This window comes from Haloarcula rubra, assembly GCF_019599465.1.
In the GTDB taxonomy this organism is placed as follows: Archaea; Halobacteriota; Halobacteria; order Halobacteriales; family Haloarculaceae; genus Haloarcula; species Haloarcula rubra.
Genome location: NZ_RKLR01000021.1, coordinates 1 through 18,088 on the forward strand (window position 1 = coordinate 1; position 18,088 = coordinate 18,088).

The 18,088-nt window shown below is 54.8% G+C and carries 16 protein-coding genes and 2 pseudogenes; 7 read left to right on the forward strand and 11 right to left on the reverse strand.

The genetic code is table 11. The annotated features are described in order from the left end of the window. The 3 genes and pseudogenes from EGH21_RS22850 to EGH21_RS22860 form a co-directional block, all read left to right on the forward strand. Nucleotides 1-100, forward strand: a pseudogene (locus tag EGH21_RS22850) (IS1595 family transposase); the annotation flags it as partial. A gap of 731 nt (nt 101-831) precedes the next feature. Next, nucleotides 832-1,240: pseudogene (locus EGH21_RS22855) on the forward strand (PPC domain-containing DNA-binding protein). A 2,226-nt stretch (nt 1,241-3,466) separates the two neighbouring features. Further along, nucleotides 3,467-4,723 (forward strand): orc1/cdc6 family replication initiation protein, encoded by a 1,257-nt coding sequence (locus EGH21_RS22860; RefSeq protein ID WP_220620721.1) that lies wholly within the window; start codon nt 3,467-3,469, stop codon nt 4,721-4,723. Nucleotides 4,724-4,994: 271 nt separating this feature from the next. On the opposite strand, the gene EGH21_RS22865 is transcribed toward EGH21_RS22860, so the two are convergent. The 10 genes from EGH21_RS22865 to EGH21_RS22910 all read right to left on the reverse strand — a co-directional run bounded on the left by EGH21_RS22865 (nt 4,995) and on the right by EGH21_RS22910 (nt 13,069). Further along, the gene (locus EGH21_RS22865; protein WP_220620722.1) at nt 4,995-5,462 is read right to left on the reverse strand and encodes a DUF7522 family protein; all 468 of its coding nucleotides are present in this window, start codon (nt 5,460-5,462) and stop codon (nt 4,995-4,997) included. A 308-nt stretch (nt 5,463-5,770) separates the two neighbouring features. Then, complete coding sequence (locus tag EGH21_RS22870; RefSeq protein ID WP_220620723.1) at nt 5,771-6,409, reverse strand: IS6 family transposase; 639 nt, start codon at nt 6,407-6,409, stop codon at nt 5,771-5,773. A 261-nt stretch (nt 6,410-6,670) separates the two neighbouring features. After that, a complete protein-coding gene (gene fabG, locus EGH21_RS22875; protein WP_220620724.1) occupies nt 6,671-7,417 on the reverse strand; it encodes a 3-oxoacyl-ACP reductase FabG in 747 nt (248 codons plus the stop codon). After that, nucleotides 7,417-8,343 carry an ACP S-malonyltransferase gene (locus tag EGH21_RS22880; protein WP_220620725.1) on the reverse strand — a complete coding sequence of 309 codons (927 nt, stop codon included), beginning with the start codon at nt 8,341-8,343 and terminating at the stop codon, nt 7,417-7,419. The genes fabG and EGH21_RS22880 overlap by 1 nt, the downstream gene beginning before the upstream one ends. A 47-nt stretch (nt 8,344-8,390) precedes the next feature. Next, entirely contained in the window at nt 8,391-8,849 is a 459-nt protein-coding gene (locus EGH21_RS22885; RefSeq protein ID WP_328765751.1) for a holo-ACP synthase, read from the reverse strand. Further along, nucleotides 8,846-10,069, reverse strand: a complete 1,224-nt coding sequence (locus EGH21_RS22890; protein WP_220620727.1) for a beta-ketoacyl-[acyl-carrier-protein] synthase family protein — start codon at nt 10,067-10,069, stop codon at nt 8,846-8,848. The genes EGH21_RS22885 and EGH21_RS22890 overlap by 4 nt, the downstream gene beginning before the upstream one ends. A gap of 1 nt (nt 10,070) precedes the next feature. Then, the gene (locus EGH21_RS22895) at nt 10,071-10,316 is read right to left on the reverse strand and encodes an acyl carrier protein (RefSeq protein ID WP_220620728.1); all 246 of its coding nucleotides are present in this window, start codon (nt 10,314-10,316) and stop codon (nt 10,071-10,073) included. A gap of 67 nt (nt 10,317-10,383) precedes the next feature. Next, nucleotides 10,384-11,355 (reverse strand): quinone oxidoreductase family protein, encoded by a 972-nt coding sequence (locus tag EGH21_RS22900; RefSeq protein ID WP_220620729.1) that lies wholly within the window; start codon nt 11,353-11,355, stop codon nt 10,384-10,386. Nucleotides 11,356-11,357: 2 nt separating this feature from the next. Then, on the reverse strand, nt 11,358-12,206 hold the full coding sequence (locus EGH21_RS22905; protein WP_220620730.1) for a ribonucleotide-diphosphate reductase subunit beta: 849 nt from the start codon (nt 12,204-12,206) through the stop codon (nt 11,358-11,360). Nucleotides 12,207-12,421: 215 nt separating this feature from the next. After that, nucleotides 12,422-13,069, reverse strand: coding sequence for a trimeric intracellular cation channel family protein (locus EGH21_RS22910; protein ID WP_220620731.1), 648 nt, complete (start codon nt 13,067-13,069; stop codon nt 12,422-12,424). A 146-nt stretch (nt 13,070-13,215) separates the two neighbouring features. Here EGH21_RS22910 and EGH21_RS22915 point away from each other — a divergent pair, with 146 nt between their 5' ends. After that, entirely contained in the window at nt 13,216-13,884 is a 669-nt protein-coding gene (locus tag EGH21_RS22915) for an IS6 family transposase (protein WP_220620747.1), read from the forward strand. A 333-nt stretch (nt 13,885-14,217) separates the two neighbouring features. On the opposite strand, the gene EGH21_RS22920 is transcribed toward EGH21_RS22915, so the two are convergent. After that, complete coding sequence (locus tag EGH21_RS22920) at nt 14,218-14,931, reverse strand: IclR family transcriptional regulator (RefSeq protein ID WP_220620732.1); 714 nt, start codon at nt 14,929-14,931, stop codon at nt 14,218-14,220. Between the two features lie 278 nt (nt 14,932-15,209). On the opposite strand from EGH21_RS22920, the gene ilvA reads away from it, so the two are divergent. The 3 genes from ilvA (at nt 15,210) to gcvH (ending at nt 18,069) form a co-directional block, all read left to right on the forward strand. Continuing rightward, nucleotides 15,210-16,433, forward strand: a complete 1,224-nt coding sequence (ilvA, locus tag EGH21_RS22925) for a threonine ammonia-lyase (RefSeq protein WP_220620733.1) — start codon at nt 15,210-15,212, stop codon at nt 16,431-16,433. A 133-nt stretch (nt 16,434-16,566) separates the two neighbouring features. Then, the gene (gcvT, locus tag EGH21_RS22930; protein ID WP_220620734.1) at nt 16,567-17,658 is read left to right on the forward strand and encodes a glycine cleavage system aminomethyltransferase GcvT; all 1,092 of its coding nucleotides are present in this window, start codon (nt 16,567-16,569) and stop codon (nt 17,656-17,658) included. A gap of 27 nt (nt 17,659-17,685) precedes the next feature. Beyond that, nucleotides 17,686-18,069, forward strand: a complete 384-nt coding sequence (gcvH, locus tag EGH21_RS22935; protein ID WP_220620735.1) for a glycine cleavage system protein GcvH — start codon at nt 17,686-17,688, stop codon at nt 18,067-18,069. Nucleotides 18,070-18,088 lie beyond the last annotated feature (19 nt).

The window sequence follows — 18,088 nt, forward strand, 5'->3', positions numbered from 1 at the left end:
CAAGCTAACGCCGTATCTCAGAGCCTTTCAGCTCCGCTGCGAACTCTACAGAAAACCAGGCGATGACGCGCTCAAACATGCTATCGACGCCGCCCTCTGAAAATCAACAACGTGCTTCACAAGAGCGATCCTCCAATGACGGCGATGAACACGATGGACACTGGGACGGTGAACCACAGCGCTTGTCAAACCCAGCGAATTCTTCGAGAACAACCACGACAGCAGGTGCGGTTGCGAGTCCAACATATGTCGCTCCACTCGTGACCGCGTTGAGCGGACCGCTATACCTTGGGGCTGCTTCAACCGCATAGCTGGAGAGTACTGGAAACCCGCTAAAAATAGCAAACCTGGCGACAAAGACCACAGCGAACAGGAGTTGATCGTCGTGCCGGTAAATGAGCGGCGTATCTCGTAGGAAGACAACGATTTCGAACGCTTGGACACGACCGATGAACAGTGACTGCTGAGCGGTCTGAAGCAGTCAGTGATTAGTTGTGAGTGGTGGCCTTATGTGTCCGATGTTGCCCAGGAAGCTCGTGGCTTCGTACTGTCCGGTGCACGTCTGTTAAATATACACCTGTTTTGAGAACTCGTAGTAGCATAATGCGGCTTCGTTGACGGCAACGATAGCCTAAATATTCTGCGCCGCCATACAACAGGATAACATCCGTACACGCGTTACCATAGTGATTGTGACTTGGGCATTACACCCTCTTCTCTCCACGAAATTGCGTTTCAACTATCATGAAGAGACTGGGAGTTCGACGATAACTCAGATCGGCGACCGGAATACAAAGATTGACATGCGTTACCTCATCATGATCAACATGTATGGAATACACCACAGAATCCGACCGGATCATCGTTCGCCTTGACCCTGGGGAAGAGGTCCTCGATTCACTCACCGCTCTTCGTGCCGACGCCGACATCGAACAGGGATTTCTTATGGGAATCGGTGCCGTTGACGAAGTCACTCTCGGCCACTATGATGTTTCAGAACAAGAGTACAATGAAGAGACGTTTACTGGGCAATGCGAGGTGACCAGTTTTTTTGGGAAACATAGGCTCCGACAAAATCCACACACACATTCAGGTGGGGACGGATTCATTTGAGTCGTTGGGTGGGCACTGCTCGAAAGCAGTCGTCTCTGGAACCTTTGAGGTCGTCGTATTCCCCGGCGAGACACCCCTGGTCCACGAACTCGACGAGCGAACAGGACTTGACGTCTTCAACCTGTAACGCGCTTACTCGATACCAGCAGCTTTCTCGATGCTATCGGAAGCAATCGATTCTAATATCAGCGCTATTTTATCAAAGTACGACATCGATCCAGGTCGTGTTTAGATTATTGAGGCCACCTATAGTTCTATATCAGCATCTTACATCCATTTGTAGAATTTGGTATTTTTATCGGGCTAAACTGCGGATATTTGTATACGTATTCTATTATGAGACTGTGAATGGTGACAATATACAAGCCTTAGAGTTTTTTTACAGTCAAACACCCACATATGGTCTCAAAATGCATCTAATAGAGTGATATAAAACGGCGATGCTAACAGCACAGCTAAGCGAAACAGATCCCGGTATCAAGACGATTAACGACGAATGATACGTTGATACCATCGGTGACCGTTAGCAGGCTTTCAACGGGGCCGTACGCAGTACTATACGCTTCGATCTTGAAATCGGGGACGGTTTTCTATCAGTCTGTGAGACGTCGAACACTGCCGTCAACCGAATTCCGACGAGGACTCGCGATCAGTCTTCGGGGTCGGTGACGTCGTACTCAGAGTCGGTGTTGGCATGACAGACGGTGGCTTCCCGAATTCAGGGCACTTGTTCTGATGGATGCCCAAATCCAGATGGCGCCCTCACCTTGCTAGACCTACCGGTCGAAATCCTCTTGTTAGCTGTTGTAGCCGGCGGCTTTCGTGGCTCGGGAGACTTCAGTTAGATGAGAGTGTGTCCTGGGCAGAGTAGTTATGGAACTTGCTCTGGATATCCAGCCACTGTTGGAACTATTCGCTGACCTGCACGTCGTCAATCAACTCAACGAGATCTGCGACCCACGTGTCGAGCTGGTGGTGTACGTTGTCCGCCCCATATTCAATTCGTTGAACGAACAGGTATTCTACTGGCTGTACACCTCGGCACCGAGACGGCCGGATTGTATCGTAAAGACTCGTCCCGACGGTTAATTAACGAGATGCTTTCGCTGGGAACGACGTCAATAACGCCCTCGGCACGGAGATCCTGACGAGGTTGAGAGTAAACGCCTCGTCTAAATGCAGGATGGCCGTTCGCTCCTTGTCGTGGTCTCTGGTTGGCTGACGGTGCTCGAATCGCTTGTCGTTTGCCACTGTATTATCCATGATGGTGCGATAGGTCTCACTCTCATTTCACCGGACGCGAAAATTAGCTAACCAACAATTGATAGCTGGGCCACTGATTGTTGGTTAGCGACACACCACTGTTTCCCGAGCTTTTCGGTCGTATAAGAAGTCAGATCGGGCAGTTTCAACGTTATTATGAGCTGGCAAGACACGATTCCGGATCGTTGAATCCCATTGGCTTGTCGGTAGCCGGGAAACGGACCCCGGATTTCCGCTGAAAATTAGTCGCGAGAGTACTGTCGTGGACGGTGCCCCACACACCACTGTTTCCGAAGCTATTCGATTGGATGTGTATAGATAACCTATCGAATTAGACCATCCGCAGAGCTGCTACTAGAATATGATCCAGATGTTCACACACACACCACCGTTTCCTGAGTAAACAGTGCGTATCACGGATGAAGAGATAAAACAAGATGATTTAGATTACATTGGAAATGATGGATCGGCAGGGCGTACACACACCACTATTTCCGAAGCTATTGATATTCTTGAGAGGGGTGATACGATCAGAGCATATCCTGTTGCCGACAGTACTGAAACGACGAACCACACAAATCAATTTCCAGTGAAGATGGGACCTAGCGATCTTAGAGACTTGTTTGTGTCCGGGGTACAAGCTGAGACGGGAGACTAACCCTCCACCGTTTCCGAAGCTTTTCTCTTCTGGAGAATAGGGTGACCCTCACACCATTATTTCCGAAGCTATTGGGATTCTTCAAAGGAACCCATGGAGGTCGAGGTGAAGATTACGACTACTATCAGCAAAACTCTCATGTTTTCATATCCGCATCTAGTATATCTAGATTTCTTACATTTTTTATTTAGTGTCTTACGGGTTAGGTTAGTCTAATATAGATATAAATCTTTCCCCACGCTAGACCAGTATAAGTCCTATAGGCTACCCAGATACTAGATAGCTCCGGAAAAAGTGGTGTGACTGTGTCATATAAAAGATAGAGCTTAGGAAGTCACGGTGTGGGGTGGAGTTATAAATCACATAGCTTCGGACGCTCCGGAAGCTAAGGAACCACTGGTTTTATCATATTATACTGAGAGTGAGTTTCTCATGGGGATGTTTGAACGGGATCGACAAGTGTTCGCAGATGCGACTCCCCTAGACGATTCCTACGAACCAGAAGACATTCGCGAACGGGATGACGAACTGGAAAAGTATCAACGAGCTCTCCAACCAATTATCGACAATCGACCGACATCGAATATTTTTCTTTATGGGAAAACCGGGACTGGAAAGACAGTTGCAACGAAGTTCATGCTCTCTCATTTGGAGGCTGATGCAACTTCATATGATGACGTCGACCTTTCGACCGTCTGGGTTAGCTGTGAGAATCTTTCCTCGTCGTATCAAGTAGCAGTCGCACTCGTGAATGAGATCCGCAAGGATCAAGAAAAAGATCGGATCAGCACGACGGGATATTCGCAGCAACGGGTGTTTGATCTTCTCTATGAAGAACTAGACTCCCTTGGAGGGACTGTCGTGATCGTTCTTGACGAGATCGATAACATCGGTCAATCGGACGATATCCTATACGGGCTGCCTCGAGCTCAGTCGAACGATTATGTCGACGACGCTCGACCGGTTATTGTCGGCATCAGTAACGATTTCCAATTCCGGGAGAATCTCTCCCCGAAAGTCAAGGATACACTGGCAGAAAAAGAGATACTGTTCCCACCATACGATGCCAATCAACTGCGTTCCATCCTCCGACCGCGGGCTGAGAAGGCATTTCATGAAGATGTGCTTGAAGAGGATGTTGTTCCGCTTTGTGCGGCTTTCGCGGCACAAGATACTGGGTCGGCGCGTCAGGCCATTCGCCTCTTGCGCGAAGCGGGTGAAATCGCTCAGGCAGAAGAATCCGAGGCTGTGACTGGAGATTACGTTCGCGATGCGCAGGATGAACTGGAAAAGAATCAGCTCTATGAGGGAATGCAGGAACTAACTACGCAGGGCCACGCTGTACTGTGTGCGCTGGCGTATCACCAAGCCCTCGATGAAGTCCCAGTCCGCTCCCGTGACCTCTATGAACGGTACATCAAAATTTGCGACAGGTTAGATGCCGATAGCGTTAGTGAACGGCGTGTTCGTGATCACCTGTCGGATATGAATATGCTTGGGCTCATCAGTGTATACGAACGCAATGAAGGGCTTTCAGCCGGTCGCTACCACGAGTACGAACTTGACGTCCCGCTCAACGCCGTTCTCGATGTCTTGCTGTCAACCTCTCGGTTCGAAGATGTCGCGAATATCATTCAATCAACGGCAGAAGATAATGATCTCCTCCAGGCGAACCTCTCAAAATACTAAACGCTAATCCCAGAATCTTTGCCGAACTCCCCAACGACTTCGAAAAATAGCTTCGGAAATGGTGGTGTGTTTCTGCCATCTCACTACGACTAATCAAATCAAGTGATTCGTTTACAAAACTATATCGGAGTTACTGGTCTGGAACTTTGACTTGATAATGGACGCCATAAGCTCACTGCCTCTGCGGCGTGCGCTCATTGGAGAGAGCCCTAGTTAACGAATGCCGACGGCTCTGGATTAATCAGCGTTGACTGCTCAAGATCAGAGGTTGTCATCGGAAAACGACGTCATGTCGGTGCGTTAATTGGTCGATGAACTGGGGAAGCGAGACGTTGGCAGTGCTGGCGACCGAGATGGTCAGCCCTGTCGCCTGGGTTAGCGGAATCCGGAGTACTTGTCCGTCTTCGAACCCCCGCACATTGTATTCCAACTCACCGAGATGGAAGAGCTGCTCTTGATACGTATCTTCTCGCTGGCCACTCAAAATAAATTCATCACCCGTTGCGATAAGCTCCTCCTCTGTGTACTGCTCGGTGATTTCCGCGTCGGCGTACAGGAACTCGAAAGTATGCTCATTGTACGCGCCAACGACTCGCAACTCGTCGCCAAATATGTCACGCATCCGCTCAACGAGGCCATCGTCAGACACAATAATACTCTCAACAGCGTGAATCTTGTCGGTGAACTGGATTTGTAGTTGTTGCCCCTGATCAGACGGATCGTTATCTGGATCGGCCATGCTTCAAATCGAATGTGGGAGTACAAAAATGTGTATTGTTAACGTTAACCACACAAAATTGCCACCCTCACGAGTGGAGCCACTATTGGTACTCCCCGTTCGGTTTATTGTGGTTCTCAAGGACTGAAATATGCCCCTACAATATCAAGCGGGCCACGGGAACTAGAAACACGCACAGTGTATGACACATTCAGGACTTAAAACCGAACCCTCGAACCGGTGCGTTGTTCTGGGATTTATATAAAACAAACCTCATCTAACTCGCCCACCTCATCTACCTAAGGTGGATAAGCTATCTCTGGTAGGTGTTAACTTTGGCATCGGTTCCACCAGACAGCGAAGGATTCGAGCCTGGATTCAGCTGTCGACGGCTCGACGTGACTAAACGTATTTGCAAACGAGGAGGCTCGTCGTTTTACCTCACGAAAGATATGTTCGACGCTGTTGCGATTTCCGTGGCGACGTATATGAAATTGGAGGCCGAGTCGTGAGAGTGCGTCTTTGAGGTGGGCGGCGTCGTCGATGAAAAACGTCGTATCGCCGATGTCGTGTTTCTCGCGGAGTTCACGCAGAAACACGTATGTAAGTCCTGAATTCGTGTTCGGAAACAGCCGTACGTGCAGAAATTCGTTAGTCGTGGGATCGACCGCTGCGTACAGCCAGTAGCGGTCGGTCCCGATCTGAATTACGGTTTCGTCGACCGTAACGTAATTCGACGATCTCGTGCCGGTCCGCTGTAGATCGGCCTTCTGCACCCAGTTATGGATGGCGGCTCGACTGCGTTGGACACCCAACCTTTCAAGATGCTGTTTGGTATTCGAAAGTGACAAACCAGCCAAGTGGAGTCGAATACCCATTTCAATGATTTGCTCGGGTGTCCGTTCTCGGTCCACAAAATCCAAATCAACCCACTCGTTATCCTCGCTGAGGCGGTCGATTTCGGACATAGAAATTCGAAACACCGGCCACCTCATCCTTATCTTAACACGACGCCGTAACACGGGTGAAGAGATAAATTCCAAATGCCACACCGGATTTGTCACTTCGATTTTTACGACGATAACGTAGTCGTGACACTCCCGTCTAAAGAAACTACAGAGCATTGAAGTCTTGAATCTCGTCTTCCGACACCGCGACGAGAGAAACCTATCGACCAGTAGCGGACTGAGAGTTTGAATGTAATAAATAGAACGGAAATTGGCTAACAGTCACAAAATAAGGCCGTCGTCAACGCGAACAACCTCGCCGTTGATATACCCCGCGTCATCGCTGGCTAAGAAGGCCACAACAGCAGCGACTTCTGCTGGAGTGGCCACACGCCCACTTGCAGCATTGGATTCAACGACGGACTCGTAGCCTTCCAATTCGTCGAGCAAGTCAGTGTCTGTGTATCCCGGTGCCACGGCATTCACTCGGATGTCTTTACCGCCCAGCTCGCGGGCGGCCGATCGGGTAAACCCGAGGACACCGGCCTTGCTGGCGGCGTAGTTGGCCTGACCGGTCTGACCGCACTGAGCAGCGATACTGGCGACGTTGACGATCCGGCCGTCCTGATCGGTGTGCCGAAGCATTTGTTTGGCCGCTTCTCGCGTGCAGTAGAACGTTCCCGTGAGGTTGACATCAATGACGCGCCGCCACTGCTCGGGTGTCATACGAAGCAGCAGGCCATTGTTGACTGTTCCTGCGTTGTTGACGAGCACGGTTGGGGCGCCGTATCGCTCGGTGATGGTTTCGAACGTCGCCGCCACGGCATCGTAATCAGTGACGTCAAACTGCTCGACAGCTGTCTCGCTCTCGAATTTGGCCAACTCGGTTGCCGTCTGCTCGGCCGCCGCCTCGTTCTCGTGGTAGGTAGCGATGACAGTCGCGCCCAGTTTGGCCAACCGCTCCGTCACAGCACGCCCGATCCCTCGCGTCCCGCCGGTGACGACTGCGACTTGGCCGTTGAAATCCATTACGCGAAAGCCTCCCGAGCGTCCGAAGGCGTCTCAAGAGTGATACAGTCGGCTTGCGGCGCGATGCGCTCGACAAGATTCGATAGCACTCCCGCGGGCGGGAACTCGACGAACCGTTCGATACCCTGTTCGCGGAGTTGCTCGACGGCGCGTACCCAGTCGACGGACGACGTAACCTGGGTCGTCAGATCCCGGCGTGCGACGTTTGGGTCCGTGTACGTGTCTCCGGTCACATCAGAGACGATGGGGACCCTGGCTTCACGAATCGTCACTTCGGTCATCGCGTCCTCTACACAGTCGACCGCCGATGCCATCACCGGCGAGTGAAACGCCCCGCCGACATCTAGCTCCCGGAAACGGGTTCGCGTTCGTTCCTCAAGCGTCGCTCGGACCGACGCTACACCCTCAGTGGTACCGCTGATGACAGTCTGTTTCGGCGCGTTATAGAGGGCCACACCTACGTCGTCGCGGGCAGCGCACGCGTCTTCAACTGTCTCCGGATCGGACAGCAACACTGAAATCATCGTCCCTGGTCCGTCGGTGGCCGCCGCCCGCTCCATACATCGTCCCCGCTCGTGGGTGAGAGAGGCTGTCGCTACGGGGTCCAAAGCATCCGAAGCAGCTAGTGCGGAAAAGTGGCCGAGGCTGTGGCCGGCCATGAGCGCCGGCTTGACGCCGAAGCGCATCCGTACCGCCTCGTAGACCGAAACTCCAGTCGTCAGTAACAGCGGCTGGGTGTTGCTCACTCGTCGTATCTCCGCTTCAGTCCCGTCGAAACACATCTCCCGGAGATCGATATCGATCGCGGCGTCGAGTCGATCGAACGTCGTACGCATCTCGGGCCAGTTGTCGTAGAACGCCCGCCCCATACCGGCAGTCTGACTTCCCTGTCCGGGAAAGAGGAATGCGGTCCCGTCGAGTGTCACCGGTGGTCCCTCGGTGGACATTGAGTAGGGTGTATCGAGGTGGTCGCTTAGTCGTGTCGACTCGCTGCGCTCACGACGGTCACCGATCCGACGGCGTAGCCAGCAGTTCGGTCGTGACTGAGACTGACGTCGATGTCGGCCGTTTCGAGCGATGTCCCCAGTTCGTCAAGTGTTTCCCCGAGAGCCTCGGACGCAGCGGGCGCTAGCGAGAGCCGCGGTCCATTATTCCGCCGGTCAATTTCGATTGCTACGATTGGGACGCCGGGTGCTGGGTCGGTCAGCGTCTTCAGGAACGCTTCCTTGGCTGCCCAGCGGGCGGCGTAATGCTGTGGTGGGAAGCCCTGCGCGTCACAGTACGCTTGCTCGGCTGGAGTGAACACCCGGTCCCGAAACGAGGTACCGAACTCATCGAGGAGATCGCCGATTCTGGGTATAGACACCACGTCGATGCCGTGACTGACAGCAGATCCGACGTCAATGTCAGGTGCATCTGGTTCCCCGGTCACGGTTGCTCGAGTACGAGTGCGCCGTTCGTACCGCCAAAGCCGGCAGACGTACTCACCACGACATCTATTTCATTTTTACGTGTCTCAGTAACGACTGGCACATTGCAATCTGGGTCGGGCGTCTCGTAATTCGCTGTCGGTGGGACGATGCCCTTTGAGATAGTCTGTGCGACGACGGCGGCTTCGATGGCACCAGCGGCGCCGAGCGTATGGCCGATTTGACCTTTAATACTCGTCACCGGGGGGGTCGACGTGGATGCGAACACCGACTCGAGGGCCTCGGCCTCTCGGGCGTCACCGACGGATGTACTTGTCGCGTGGGCGTTGACGTGGTCGACAGCGGTGGGCTCGTAATTAGCTTCAGACAGCGCTTGCTCGACACAGCGACGGAGCCCATCGCCTGATTCAGTCGGCCGCGTGGGATGGTGGGCGTCGCCGGTCCAGCCGGCCCCGGAGACGGCAGCGTACGGCGTCGCCCCGCGTTCACGAGCGTGGTCCCGTGCCTCGAGCACAACAATGCCGCTACCTTCAGCAAGAACTAATCCATCTCTATCGGCGTCGAAGGGACGGCTCGCGGCTTCGGGGTCGTCCGTGCGCGAGCTGAGTGCACGCATCGCTTCGAAGCTCCCGACTCCGAGCGGTGATATCGCGGCGTCGGTCCCCCCGGCCACGGCAACGTCGGCCCGTCCACGACGGATATCGTCGGTTGCGGCCCCAATGGCGTGTGTCCCCGCTGAACAGGCCGTCCCCGGCGCACGGTTCGGCCCTCTTGCGTCGATGCAGATGCTGACGTGGCCAGCCGCGAGATTCGTCAGTGCGGTCACGAGGAATGAAGGTGATGGGCGGTCGCCAGCTGCGGCTTCGACCTCGGAGAGCCCGGCCAAACCCGATCCGATGCTGGTACCGACCCGATCGGAATTCCAAGCCGGGGAGATGGGGTCGAAACCAGCGTCGTCAAGTGCTTCGGCGGCGGCAGTGACGGCGAACTGTGCGTACCGACCCATGGTCCGGTCGTCAACGAGGATGTCCGTGTTGATGACACCGGTGTCTGTCCCCACCTCGCCGGCAATGTCAGTCCGCAGGCCAGCCTCGTCGGGATCGAACTGCGTTATCGGTCCACACCCTGAGGCCCCGTCGACGAGGCCGTTCCAAGTGCTCTCGGTCGTCTGCCCGAGCGGCGTCACCAGTCCGAGGCCGGTTACGACGACGTCCCGACCCATCTCAGGCGCGCTCGACAACGTACGATCGGAGGTCACCAACTGTTTCTATTTCTTCGAGATCCTCGTCGGGGACGTGAACGCCGATATCGGCTTCGACAGCCTCAGCGACCTCGACCATGTCTAATGATTCAGCGTTGAGAGCCTCTCCGTCGAAGCGCGTCTCGTCGTTGAGCGCTTCCTGTCCAACGCGCAGCCTGTCTGCGACGATGCTTTCGACACGGGCGCCAACATCCTGGTTATCAGACATGGTCCGTGATTTTATAGCGGCCGTCAAAACTGTCCCGATTCACGCCAGGTCGACCCCTATCGAATCCTCAGGGGACGAGGACCACTTTGCCCGTAGTCTCTCTGTTGGCGAGGGCATCATGGGCCTGCTGGGGTTCGCCCAGTGGAAGTGTTCGGTCGACGACGACCTCAACCGAGCCAGACCGTAGATGCCGGGTCAGGGATGGTACGGCGCTCAGCACCCGCTCGGGGACATGGGCGAGCGCGTGTTCGAGATGGTAACCTAAGAGCGACTGGTTCTCGAAGAACAGACGTGGCGTCGCAACGGTCGGGACAGACCCACTGGCCATTCCGAACGAAACGATACGCCCGGCCGGAGCAAGCGCCTCGACGCCCGCAGCAAAGGCGTCGCCACCGACGCCATCGAGGACGAGGTCGACGCCCTCGCCGTCGGTTCGCGTCAGCAGGGTGTCGGCCACGTCTGTTTCCGTGTAGTCGAGAGCGTGGTCGGCACCGAGATCGAGGGTCTGCTCGCGTTTCGCTTCGGTGCTCGCGGTGGTGTACACGGTGGCCACAGCCGCATCTGCCAGTTGGACGGCGAGCGAACCGACGCCGCCCGCTCCGGCGTGGACTAGGACCCGATCGTCCGCCGACAGACCGCCCCACTCGTGAAGAACGTTGTGGGCGGTCAATCCTTGGACTGGCAGCGCGGTCGCTTCGGCCCAGGAGAGCGACTCGGGTATCGGGAACGTGTGTTGGACTGGCGCTGTCGCGACCGTCGCGTACCCACCGCTCGAGGTGAGCGCGGCGACCCGATCGCCGGCTTCGATATCACTCTCCGAGGGCGCCTCTGTGACAATTCCAGCGACCTCTAAGCCAGGGACGAACGGTGGTGACGGCCCACCGGGGTAGTTCCCTTTGCGCTGTTCGACATCAGCGAAGTTGACGCCTGCCGCTTCGACGTTGATACTGACCTCGTCTGGGGCCCGTGTCGGCGCTGGTCGCTCAGTGACTGTCAGGACCGAACTATCGCCGTACTCGGGAACTACAATGGCCTGCATCGTTACTCTCCAACCGTCCGTTCAGGATCGTTTCCGTCAGGTAGCTGTTGTAGTCGGTCTCGGCGTTGCTGACCGGCGAATGCCGAGAGGTCTTCACTGTCGGGCCCGGGGAGGTGCTTCCAGCCCATGGTCTCGACGACGGCGTCGACCGGGTCGGCGAGGTCTGCGACTGTTGCCTCGATAAGTGAACGGTCGATGTCCTCGTTGCGTAAGAGGTCCGCGAGTCGGTCCATCCCGTATCCGACGTGTCGCCCCTCGTCCCGTCGTACAGCGGTAGTTCCCTCAACGAGGCCCGAGAGCGACGGGCCATCCGTTCTAGGCCCGAAGGTTGCTTCTATAGCGTGGAAGCCGGTCTGGCCGAGAACGCCCTCTACCGTCAAGTGGTAGTGACAGTACGCTCTGGCGCGGTTTGCGGGCGTGTCCGCGTCCAACAGTCTGCGCATCGCTCTCGCGGTCCGGTCGAACACCGACTCATACGGTTCCGAGAACCATCGGTCAGCGGTCGGCAGTGTCGGGTCCATCTCCCGAGCAATCTCTGCCGGTTCGATTGCCAGGCTCCAGTAGCGATCGAAAAACGCGGCGTGCTTGGCCTCCTCGTACATGTGGTTGGCGACGAACCGCTGGTCGCTCTCCCCGTCGATGATCGCAGCTAGTGAGGTGAGTTCCTCTGTCACGTTCTCCTCACCCGCACCGAACATGGCGACCAATGCGCGCACCTGGGTGAATGCACGTCGGCTGAGTCCGGTGAGGGTATCTATATCTGCCGCTAAGTCGAGTTCATACGGGTTCCAGTGATTCACGACTGCGTGTCTGAAGTACCGCATTGCTCTGTCCTCGTTCTCGGCTGTCATGCTCATTCGTTGTAGCTACTAAAAAAAAGCCTAACCGTTCCAGTTCGCTGCACGCTTCATTGTCGTTTCGAGTAGTCGTTCTCGTCAAATTCGGTTTTGACGGAATTGTAGATAGAAGGGACTCAGTTCCAGTCCGCCGATGAGACCGACTGTGAGGAGAACATCATTTTGCCGACGACGGTTTCGTTGAATGAATGCGTAACAATTCTGATTCATTATTTAAATACTCCTTGTAGGGTCGGGAGGTCCCAATCATAAGTGACCGCAGCTAACCGGGTTATGATAGTAACAAGAGCGCATGCTCCGGCAGCAGTACTCCCAGATACTCCGATGGCGTCTGTTATGAAGAATGCACACCCGCCCAGCACTGCACAACTTGCATAGAAGTCATCAAACAAAATAAATGGAGATCGATCTAGGAGGATATCGGCAAACGCACCACCACCCACCGCATTGATTGTTGCTATCGCGATGACACCAAAGACTGAAACGCCTGTTTCGGCGGCAACGATAGCACCGGTCGTGGTAAAAGCTGCAAGCCCGATTGCATCCGCAATAACCGTGATTGGATGAGCGTCTGGTGACTTGAGAACGGCACTCAGTACAATCGCTAATCCAACTCCAAAGAGTCCCAGGCTGATTTCGATGGGTGACTGGAGTGCTAGCGGAATCCGTGACACGAGGATATCACGTGTTGCTCCACCAGCAAATGCCATTGTCAAACCAACGATAGCAATCCCGAAAACATCGAATTTTTCACGGATAGCTTTCGATGAACCGACGAAAGCGAAAGCGATCAAACCAATCGTGTTCATCACTGCGAACGGATCGCCAAACAATGTCATGATGAGGTTCTGAGTCATTACTCGTTTCTAATAGAACGATCCTTTTCAGTGCTCTGAGACTTCTTTTTCCTAGTTGACCTCACGTCTAGTGACCTCCTCCCCGTCGTTCACGACGGGGCTTCGGCACCGTCTAGTTAAGGAACGAACAGGTCGAAGAGTGAGTGATTCATGCTACCTCAGACCTGCTCAAGGAGAGTTTGGACACCGCTACGCTTGAATGTTGGCAGCGGGAGCGAACGGCGACGCCCGTCAGGGCGTTCGCCGTTCGTCTCCATGCTGCAGGTCTTTCACTTCGAGAGACAGAAGCGATTCTTCGGCTTCTCGGCATAAATCGCTCGTTTCAAGCGATCTGGCAGTGGGTACATCGTCTCTCTGACAGCCTGCCAGACCCGCCGAAGGCGAAGCCGAGGCGGGTCGCCGTCGACGAGACGGCTGTCAAAATCAATGGGGAACAGTCGTGGCTGTACGCTGCAATAGACCTCGACACAAAGCTGATCTTGGATATCGCTCTGTTCAGCCGACATGGCACCGATCCGGCAGCTGCGTTTCTTCGTGCAGTCACCGAGAAACACGACTGCTCGGAAGCAGTGTTTCTCACAGATGCTTTCGGCTATCGGACTGCCATCTTTCGATTAGGACTCAACGGTCAGGTCGATTACACCGACCGAAACCTGATCGAAAAGTGGTTTCAGACCTTCAAAATGCGAGTCGACCGTTTCCATCATTCGTGGGTGGGCAGTCGGCTGAGCGTCCGCCAGTGGCTTGCAGTGTTTGTTCATTACTACAATTGTCAGCGACCGCATCAGGCGTTGAATGATCGAACACCAGCTTAGGAGGCTATCTAGACAGTGCCTCGGGATACTATTTCCCAATGTAGGAAACTCTTCAGGACAGTGTACTTAATTTCGCTCAGTCGGCTGCGCACAAGGAGGACGTGGTCTTGATTAGATTGTCTAACTGCGCTAGTGAGTGTGGGCTCTAATGCTCATCTTGAGAGTGAGTTTTAGCGTATCCACGAAATAGGGCCAGACAAGATTACCCATATTAGGAAAAGCTCAGTGAGAACGACAACTCGAATAATAACGGGTGTACGTGTATTATAGTTCTCCCAGAACAGCCTGACAGAGCTGGGTCCTGTGAGAATATACTGAATTCGATAACAGCAGTCAGATGCGGCTGTTTTTGATACTTTGTTCGATATTGTCGACTGCCTCCTGAAGACGATCCGCGATAATCTCGTCGTCAGGAAGCCTGTACGGTGGGCCGGAAATATCCAGTGTGCCGAAAAGGTCGCCGTTGGGTTTGTTGATTGCGACTGCAACCGCTCTGAGCCCCTCTAACTCCTCCTGCTTATTCACCGCATACCCCTGTTCCCTGATTTGCTGGATCTCGTGGAACAACCTGCTTCTGCTGGCTATCGTGTTGCCAGTGTGCTTTTTCAGACCGCGTTTGTCAATGATATCTCGTATTCGCTCGTCACTAAACTCCGCTAATGCCGCTTTCCCACAGGCTGAACTGTGCATATTGAAGTATCGCCCCACCTGGAACCCCTCCTCTGATGGTGCGGTAATCTCATCGTAGATGATAATCATACGACCGTTCTCTTCGACCGCGAAGCTAACCTCTTCTCCAACTCTGTTAGACAGTTGCCAAGCTTCTTCCTTCGCTATTTGATACCGTTCGTCGCGTCTACGTGCCTTTTCACCGAGATGAAACATCTTCATCCCCAGACGGTATTCACTATTCTTTTTTTGAAGGTACTCGTTCTGTTTCAGTGTCTGGAGGTGTGTATGGAGCGTACTGGTCGGAATATCGGTATAATCGGAAATTTCTGTTAGACTTGCACTGTCCAACTCTCCGACTGCCTCTATGATCTCCATCGAAGTTTTCGACGTTTTCCGCGATTGTTTTCCCATATTAGGAAATACAGCGTCAGGATAAAAAAACAACCGGTGTCATAGCTAACCGATCCCACTGGTCAGCACCGAATATTCCTCTGTATTTTGAACTGCTATCTATGCCTATGGATGCGAGGAATCCAACCCCGGCCACCAGTACTTATAAAATGGCTCGCATGATCGTTGCACATGATCGGTCGGCTACTGCGTGGTTTACCGATAGGAATCATTCGGAAGCCGACCACCGGTCCAAGAGAACCATGTCCATAGAATTCGACGACATTCAGCGAGCGCAGGACCGTCTTGATACCGAATCGGTTGCCAGAGAGACACCGATCGAGACGAGCCGCACATTAGATCGCGACACTGACGCTCGGGTATTCCTCAAAATGGAGCACCTCCAGCGATCCGGCTCGTTCAAGACACGGGGAGCGTACAACAAACTGTCTAAGATTGCAGATGACGACGATGGAGCGGCCGTCGACAGAGCGATCGCTGCCAGCGCTGGCAACCACGCGCAGGGCGTCGCACTGGCTGCAGCGAAGACCGGGCTCGAGGCCACCATCGTCATGCCGACGAACGCACCACAATCGAAGATTGACGCGACGCGGGGCTACGGTGCCGATGTCGAACTCCGCGGTAAGAACTTCCAAGCAGCAATGGACTATGCCCAGTCGCTAGTCGACGATAGCGCAGTCTTCGTGCACGCATACGATGACCCTGATATCGTTGCTGGTCAAGGGACACTCGGCCTCGAAGTACTCGATCAGGTCCCGGATCTCGACACGGTCGTCGTACCGATTGGCGGGGGCGGACTGATCGGTGGCGTCGCAGCGGCTCTCGCTGAACTGGCTCCCTCTGTCCGTGTTATCGGCGTTCAGGCCGAAGACGCAGCGACCGTCCCACAAAGCCTCCAAAAGGGTGCCCCACAGACAATCGATTCGGTTCAAACGATCGCTGATGGGATCGCGACAGGCGGCATCTCCACGCTCACGTACAACCTCATTGACCAGCATGTCGACGAGGTGGTGACAGTCTCGGATACGGAGATCGCACATAGCATCCGCTATCTCCTAGAACGGACCAAGCAGATGGTCGAGGGTGCCGGAGCCGCGACCGTAGCGGCGCTCCTGAGCGACCGGCTCGCCGTCAGTGATGAGACGGTTGTTCCGATTCTCAGCGGCGGGAATCTCAGCGCGACGATGCTTCAGCGGACACTCACACACGAGCTTACCTATCGACAGCAACTCGTCCAGCTCCGGGTCCGAATCGTCGATGAGCCTGGGAAGATGGGCCGCATCTCAAACATCATCGCCGACCAGAACGCCAATATCCGGACCGTGAACCACGAACGAGCTGTCGACGAGCTGAAGGTCGGCGAGGCGTATCTCGACATCCGGATCGAGACGAGTGGCGACCGACATACCCAACGCATCATCCAATCGATCGGTGATGCAGGCTACGAGGTCTCCCGTCTCAACTGATGTGCGCTATGAAGTCTCTGGATCGAACCACGCTGTCACGCGTCGCAACATCGCACCAATTCCCGGCTCGTCGTGGTACATCCGGGATCGTGTCACGATAAGCTATATATTGCTCCAGAAGAGCATCTAATGCGTGTCGACCAAAAGGCCACAGCTTCACGAGAAGCATTTGCAGTCCGGGGCCGACTTCACTGACTTCGGCGGCTGGGATATGCCGGTCTCGTTCGACTCGATACAGACCGAGCATGCTGCGGTTCGTGACTCAGTCGGTATCTTCGACGTTAGTCACATGGGTGAAGTTACGGTTTCCGGTCCGGAAGCTGCAGAACTGATGAATCGGCTTACGACCAACGACGTGACCGCGCTTGATCCAGGGGACGCTCAATACGCCTGCATCCTAGCTGAGGACGGGACGATTATTGACGACACTGTCGTTTATTTTCAGCCTGATGGCGAAGAATACCTTTTCATCCCCAACGCCGGAAATGACGAGGCGATGGTCGACCACTGGACCGACCACGCGGCGGCACACAACCTTGACGCAACTGTTGTGAACCGGACCCAGGATTTCGGGATGTTCGCCGTGCAGGGCCCAGACGCTGTCGAGTCCGTTCAGGCGGCTGCGGCCGATTCCCTTGAGGATGTGTCCCGGTTCAGTACCCGCGAAACAAGGATCGATGGCGCTGACTGTCTCGCTGCTCGGACCGGCTACACCGGTGAGGACGGCTTCGAACTGATCTTCGACGCCGATGACTCCGAGAAGATATGGGATGCGTTCGACGACGTACAGCCTTGCGGGCTCGGAGCGCGAGACACGCTCAGGCTTGAGGCCGGACTGCTGCTCTCCGGACAGGACTTCCACCCGGAGGACGAACCGCGCACGCCCTACGAGGCGCGACTGGGATTCGTCGTCGATAGCTCGAAGCCGTTCTTCGTCGGCCAGGAGGCACTTCGCGACGCGGACAACCCCGACGAACTGCTCGTCGGGCTGGAGTTGCAGGAACGAGGGGTCCCGCGCCACGGGTATCCGATTCTGCACGATGGGGAGCAGGTCGGCCACGTAACCAGTGGGACGATGAGCCCGACGCTTGAGGTACCAATCGCACTCGGCTATGTCGATGCCGCGTACGTCGATGAAGGGACCTCACTTGGCGTCGAGGTACGCAATAGGACGGTGGCGGCGACGGTTGTAAGCCACCGATTCCTCCAAGAGCATCGCGAGTGAACTACCAACGAATCACGAACACTACCAATGGAATTTGACGTACCTGACGAACCGTACTATACCGAATCGCACGAGTGGATCGAACTAATCGAAGATACGGTGAGGATCGGGATCACCGACTTTGCACAGGACGAACTCGGTGACATCGTCTTCGTGGAACTGCCGGCTGCCGGCACCGATTTCGACGCTGGCGACGACTTTGCGGTCATCGAGAGTATCAAGGCTGTTTCCGATGTCTACGCCCCGGTTGCTGGCGTCGTCGCAGACATCAATGAGGCCGTGGAGTCCGAGCCCGAACTCGTCAACGAGGACCCTTACGGTGACGGCTGGCTGATTGAACTGGAACTCGATGGGGACCTCGATACAGAGTCATTCCTGTCAGCCAGCGAATATCGAGAGCAGATCGAATAATCAGACGGAGCAAACAGCA